The sequence below is a fragment of the Oceanococcus atlanticus genome, from assembly GCF_002088235.1.
GTDB lineage: Bacteria > Pseudomonadota > Gammaproteobacteria > Nevskiales > Oceanococcaceae > Oceanococcus > Oceanococcus atlanticus.
Window position 1 is genome coordinate 1 of sequence record NZ_AQQV01000007.1, and the last position, 6,107, is coordinate 6,107.

The following is a 6,107-nucleotide window of genomic DNA, read 5'->3' on the forward strand; positions in this document are numbered from 1 at the left end:
TCCTCCTTTAGCGAAACCCCTCAGGTGTTACACAGTTGCTGACGGCGCACAGTCAAATTTCGAAGCCTATGCCAGCAGTGCAACAGAGATGTAATCGGCACGTTGTATGACCCAGAGCTGGTGCTTTTTTCGAATGCGGTGTCAGCATATCTGCATAGCTTAGTTAATCTTCCGAATGTCGGTTCTTTCCGAGTAAGGCCGGGTGTTTTGGCGAGAGCCGTTCTAGCGCACATCTTGGCAATCGGGGTTGAGCAATTTCCCCGCGGGAAGATGGGAGATGCTATGGCTGAACTGGTTCTAGACCCTGAGTCGCATTTCCCGGAAGAGCTAGGAATCTACTTTTGGCTTTATCCATATTGGGATCAAGTGTCCGTTAGAGGTTGCGGCTACATGGTGCGATGGGGGACTCCGCCCCTTGTGATTTCGATTCTAAAATTCACGCCGTTGGCATTCATGGTTACGTGGAATGCGCATCCTGGCTTCACTATTCCCCACACGAATCTTTGCGATTTCATAGTGGGGAATGGTGCCGCGCCAGTGGATTTACCACTTGGCTTTAGCAATATTCCGCCACAGAGGTATCCTGAGGCACCAGGCGATGAAGGGATTGTTCTCCACACACCTTTGGCTTATATCGCGGAGCGGAGCAAGTGAAATCTAACAGCACGTTGGAGGTGACGTTTGACCCGTCGCTGACCTTTGCTGCAGCAAAGGCAGGCGCCGCCTCAAACGCACCTCAACGTGGGCGTTAGCCCCTTTGCTGCCAAATCTGCACGCTACAATTCTTAAACCCATTTCAGTGGGTGCGCATACGACGGAGACATGAACATGGGAAGACCCGAAATACCAAACCTCAGAACTTGGCCACGAAATCTCAGCACTAGTCAGGGTGGCGGGCTCTCGACATCGCAGTACGGTGGTATGTCTACGTCTCAATACGGAGGCGCATCAACGTCGCAGTACGGCGGGCTGTCAACTTCTCAATATGGCGGCATGTCCACATCCCAGTACGGTGGACTGTCAACCTCACAGTATGGTGGGTTATCAACGTCCCAATACGGTGGCCTTTCCACATCGCAATACGGTGGTCTATCAACTTCCCAGTACGGCGGCCTTTCAACGTCACAAGGTGGGGGCATGTCCACATCGTCGAGCAATGTCTACCGCAGCAATATTCCGCCGTGGCCATACTTTTTGCGTGAATTGGAGGCCCGAGGATACAACTGGGCATCTGACTTGATCCGTCAACATCTGCCAGATTTTCTTTGGCCAGAGAATTTCTTCTGAAACACGGGGCTAACAAATCGCTGCAGGTGACGTTTGACCCGCCACCTACTTTTGCTGCCGCAAAAGCAGGCGCCGCCTCAAACGCACCTGAGCTCAGGCGTTAGAGCGCATTGAAAGATTGGGGGTAGATTAGCCGTATGAAAGACATCGTGGACGCCATTAGCAGCCGGTTTAGATCGCCGTATTTTGGATATTCAGTCCTCGCGTTTTTTGCATTTAACTGGCGCGGAATATTTCTACTTCTTACCCTGGAAGATTCTCCTCAACAGAGGCTAGCGGCCTTTGATTCCGAAACATGCATATGGACTCTGGTGATTTACCCGTTGCTCGTGGGTGCACTGGTGGCAGCGTCAACTCATTGGGTTAGGTTGGTGTTCGGCTGGGTGTCACGAAAGCCTTTGGAGCTCATGGACATTCTTGATCTTGAAGCTGAACACAAAAAGACCCTGCATCAAGCCAAACTTGAGAAATCTCGATCAAAGGTCTTGGCCGTAAAAGAAGAAGAACTTATTGAAAGAGCCAAGAGAGATGAGGCAGTAGCGGGGATCGAAGACTCTGAAGCGAAAGAAAGGTTGGCTGCACAGCTAGATGCGATGAGGCGCGAACGCGATTTGCTTTCTGAACAGCTCAAACAACAAGGCAACTTCGGCACTCCCTCTTTAACTCAGTTGTCTCAAGAAGAGGCTGAAATTTTGAGTGCTGCTGCTTCGCAAAAGAATGGCTCTATTATTAAGCCAAAATCTATAGGTGCGAGAACGATTCAAGCAGGTGGTCATTCCTTTGGCCAAGATAGTGCGCGTGATTTCGCCAAGTATGAGGAGGCTTTGGGTAACCTGATTACCCTGGAGCTCGTCAAAGAAGTCGGGGCCAAGGGCGAAATGTTCACGCTGACCAGCCGGGGATGGAAGGTGGCAGATGCGCTCTAACAAATCGCTGCAGCTGACGTTTGACTCGCCGCTCGGTTTGGCTACGCCAAGCCCTCCCGTCGAATCAAACGCAGCTGAGCTCAGGCGTTATGTTTTTCTAGCCCGATGAATCAGGAGCGCTATGAAGACTGGGTCCGCGTGTCGTTCCGCTGGGTTAGGGACACCGATCGGGATAAGGGATTGCCTCATCATATACAAATGCTCGGTATCGTGGATGCAGAATTGCGGGATATCCGCATACCTGATCTGTTCAGTCAGGATGGTAAGCCGTTGGAAGATGATGACGGCATTTTGAAGCTGGAAAGAGCCCAGATCAAGGCACATTTATGGGTCTTAGGGGCATATGAACTTGTTCGAATGATTTCTCAGAGGCTTAGGGAGAATCCAGAACTCGCCATCACAGAATCCCGAACGGCTATTGATAGAGCAAAGTCGGATTTATCGCGCGTACGTATTCCGTTGGCTAAGCTTGAAGCTAGCAAAAGGAATGAAAAAACGGATTATCAAGTCGCCTATGCTGGTATCGGTCCTGCAGGGTTGGCCTGGAAAGTTGCAGACAATACGTGGGTTTATCAACATGATTTATCAGACAGTTTATGGACGGCACTGTGTGCGCTTAAGCCCCAAACATAACAACACGTTGGAGGTGACGTTTGACCCGTCGCTGACCTTTGCTGCCGCAAAGGCAGGCGTCGCCTCAAACGCACCTCAACGTGGGCGTTAGGCGTCACTAGAGCACAACGGGTACCATGAAAGCCCGCTAGAGTTACAAATAAATTCAAGGGAGAGGGGTTGTGGGGAAATTATTCGTTGGAGCATTGCTTGCACTGTCCATATTCGCGTCACAAGCCGCTGATGTGTTTCCTGAACCATTCGGACTCGCATGGGGGATGTCCGAGTCCGGTTTGCAGAAGCTTGGCTTTAATCAGGTAAGCGACTCCGGAGGGCTAAAAGTTTTTTCATCCGTATCCGCGCCAAAGGCGTGGTCGAAAGCCGAAAACTATGTTGCGGTGACTTACCAAGGGAGACTCGTAAAAGCCGCTGCTGTATCTATGGACTTTACAGATGACATTTACGGATCGGCGGGCAAGGAAACCTATAACCAAGTTAAGGACCTGCTTACTAAAAAGTATGGTTCGCCATCAAAGCATTATGAGAGAGTGGGCGGCAAACTCTACGATGACTCAGATGAGTTTTATCAATGTTTGGATTATTCAGGCTGTGGCGCGTATCTATCGATTTTTGACTACGCTGGTGGGGTGATTTCAGTTCAGTTGAAGGGCAAGCGTCGTGGTCAGGGGTTCCTGACGATTGCTTACGAAAGTCCAAGTTTTGCGGTGGCGAAAAAGGAAATCGAACGGGGTGACCTTGAGTCTGACGCAGATGCTTTCTAACGGAACGGTTTAGGAGATGGGGATGATAAAAAGGCTGCTGGCGATAGCATTGAGCTGTATGTCCTTTGTTGCATGTGGTGGACAACTCAAGCAGGAAGAGAAGTCCGTTGTAGCGAACGATCCTCGAAACGCTAACGTGGATTTTGATTTGTTCAAGTCAGGTAAGAACTTGAGGTATTGCGTCAACAACCTATCTGGTGAAGGCAGTCCAATGGACGTCTTCCGAATACTTTTACAGACTGCTGAGTTGTTCAAAGAGTCCACCTTCGAAAAAGTAGAGCTTTGCTTCAGAAAGAAAACCAAATTTCTGCTAGGCGGCGTCGACTTCACAGTGATCGGGCAGGAGTTTGGTGAGCAAAATCCCATGTACACAATTCGAACTTTCCCAGAGAAGCTAGCTTTGCCCGACGGAAATGCTGCATACACGGAGCACAAGGGAGGCGTGTTTTACTTGATGAAAGTCCAAATGGCCGACTTTCAAGATATGAATGGCAAGTGGTTTATGAACGACTTGGTTTCTGAAATGAAAGCCGTGAAAGATGCCAAACGGCCCAAAGAATTTGCGTCAGACGAAGAGGTCTTTTAGGTCAGGTGCGGTGTCGCCTAACAACTCGCTGCAGGTGACGTTTGACCCGCCACCCACTTTTGCTGCCGCAAAATCGGGCGTCGTCTCAAACGCACCTGAGCTCAGGCGTTGGGCGGCAAAAACACGCATTGCAAGCTTCGACAGTAGCGGTACACAATTCTTAAGGCAGCTATGATGGGAATTAATGCGTTGACTGTGCAGGGGAAACAATGAAGAAGTTGGGATATCGATTGTTGGTAGGCACTATGGGCGTAGGGCTAGCATTCTTGAGCGCCTGTGGTGGGAGTGAATCAGACAGTGGGGCTGAGTTCGAATCCCCTATTGATCCTGGCCAGCAGCCCGAAGCAGTTTCTCAACTGCTTGACTACTATGTTGAGAATTTGGCGGGGCAAGATGCTAGTCAGGGTTCGCCGCCTGAGCCAAGCCAAGGCATGGGCACTAGCCTAGATGTGCGCAAATCGAATGTCAGCATTTTTTCTGGAAACACATTCGAGCTTTTCCTAGATTTCGACTCGAACTCACCATTGAGTGAGCTTTTCGTTCAGGTGGTAGGGGCCAGTGAGTTCATTACTCTCGGCGCAGAGAAGAACTCGAGAAAAGCGGTCGAAACAGTTGAGCTTGTCGTCCTAACAGACACTGATATTGGAACAGGTACTTTTTGTCTGGAAATTAGCGGACGGGATACTGCCGGGAACGTTTCTAACAGAGATCAAGTTTGCGTTGATGTCGACCGGGAATTGTTGAACGCCCTGGAAGGCAACTGGGAAACTAATTGCATATCAACCCAATCAGGCTCTTTGGAAAGCGCGTGGACTGTGGAAAACGCGGATGTTGTTGAGGTTGATACGGAGTACTCGTCTAGCGATTGTTCCGGTACACCATTGTCAGTTCAGAGGCGAGAGTTTTATCTAGGCGTGACTGGAAACAGCACTACCAGTGACGGCCAGGCAGCCTACGAGGTTTACATCACTGACTACACGAACGAATCGCGCTACAAATTTTTCGGGTGCCTCCTTGGTAGTGCTGGCGATGTGTTCAACATTGGTTGTGAGGAGCAGCCGAATTTTGCGACACAGTTCCAGCGTGAGTACCAAAGGATTTCAGAAGATTTGTAGGTGCCAGCACCACACGAGCAAAGCATTCTCCCGTTGCCGCCCAACAAATCGCTGCAGCTGACGTTTGACCCGCCACCTACTTTTGCTGTCGCAAAAGCAGGCGTCGCCTCAAACGCACCTGAGCTCAGGCGTTAGCTTTCAGGGTGCTTGCATTGATCGCAGTGCCACTTTAGTATCACATCATGCGCACCGAACTCGTCACAACCCTCAAACGAAAGGCGACAGATCTGCTGTCAGAATTGGCCAAGGACAAAGAGCCAATCCTGATCACGCAGCATGGTTTGCCTTCCGCTTACCTTGTTGATGTAGATAGCTACGAAAAGCTTCAGGCCAAGATGAAGCTCCTCGAAGGCATTGCACGTGGCGAACGCGCCGTAGACGAGGGGCGTACTATTTCTAATGAACAAGCCAAGGCCAAGATGGCCCGATGGCTGAAGTAGTTTGGTCTGATCCCGCACTGGCCGATTTAGATGCTATTGCGGACTACATCGCCCTGGAAAATCTCAACGCCGCGCAACAGCTTGTCCGGCGCATCTTCGAGCACGTGAATCAGCTCGAAACTCATCCAGATAGTGGCTCAAAGCCACAGGAGTTTCGTGGCTGGCGGTACCGCCAGATCATTGAGCCGCCTTGTCGCATCATCTATCGTCATGACAAAGAACAAGGCCGCGTATTCATCTTGCACGTCATGCGAAGCGAGCAGAAGCTCCGTCGCAGTAAGCTGTTGCGAGACTGAGGCGCTGAAAGCTAACAAATCGCTGCAGGTGACGTTTGACCCGCCACCCACTTTTGCTGCCGC

The 6,107-nt window shown here is 50.5% G+C and carries 8 protein-coding genes; all 8 read left to right on the forward strand.

The genetic code is table 11. The features are described from left to right. The first annotated feature begins 282 nt into the window (after positions 1-282). The 8 genes from ATO7_RS16855 (at position 283) to ATO7_RS16570 (ending at position 6,044) form a co-directional block, all read left to right on the forward strand. Positions 283-654, forward strand: a complete 372-nt coding sequence (locus ATO7_RS16855) for a hypothetical protein (RefSeq protein ID WP_146680417.1) — start codon at positions 283-285, stop codon at positions 652-654. A gap of 770 nt (positions 655-1,424) precedes the next feature. Next, entirely contained in the window at positions 1,425-2,213 is a 789-nt protein-coding gene (locus ATO7_RS16540; RefSeq protein WP_083563529.1) for a hypothetical protein, read from the forward strand. Positions 2,214-2,318: 105 nt separating this feature from the next. Beyond that, positions 2,319-2,846, forward strand: a complete 528-nt coding sequence (locus ATO7_RS16860) for a hypothetical protein (RefSeq protein ID WP_146680418.1) — start codon at positions 2,319-2,321, stop codon at positions 2,844-2,846. A gap of 161 nt (positions 2,847-3,007) precedes the next feature. After that, positions 3,008-3,607, forward strand: a complete 600-nt coding sequence (locus ATO7_RS16550; RefSeq protein ID WP_146680419.1) for a hypothetical protein — start codon at positions 3,008-3,010, stop codon at positions 3,605-3,607. A gap of 22 nt (positions 3,608-3,629) precedes the next feature. Continuing rightward, positions 3,630-4,193 (forward strand): hypothetical protein, encoded by a 564-nt coding sequence (locus ATO7_RS16555; protein WP_146680420.1) that lies wholly within the window; start codon positions 3,630-3,632, stop codon positions 4,191-4,193. Positions 4,194-4,402: 209 nt separating this feature from the next. Further along, positions 4,403-5,308: a hypothetical protein gene (locus ATO7_RS16560; protein ID WP_083563533.1), complete on the forward strand. Its 906-nt coding sequence runs from the start codon at positions 4,403-4,405 to the stop codon at positions 5,306-5,308. Between the two features lie 182 nt (positions 5,309-5,490). Further along, positions 5,491-5,748 (forward strand): type II toxin-antitoxin system Phd/YefM family antitoxin, encoded by a 258-nt coding sequence (locus ATO7_RS16565; protein ID WP_083563534.1) that lies wholly within the window; start codon positions 5,491-5,493, stop codon positions 5,746-5,748. Next, positions 5,736-6,044, forward strand: coding sequence for a type II toxin-antitoxin system RelE/ParE family toxin (locus ATO7_RS16570; protein WP_083563535.1), 309 nt, complete (start codon positions 5,736-5,738; stop codon positions 6,042-6,044). Before ATO7_RS16565 ends, ATO7_RS16570 begins: the two co-directional genes overlap by 13 nt. The last annotated feature ends 63 nt before the right edge of the window (positions 6,045-6,107 follow it).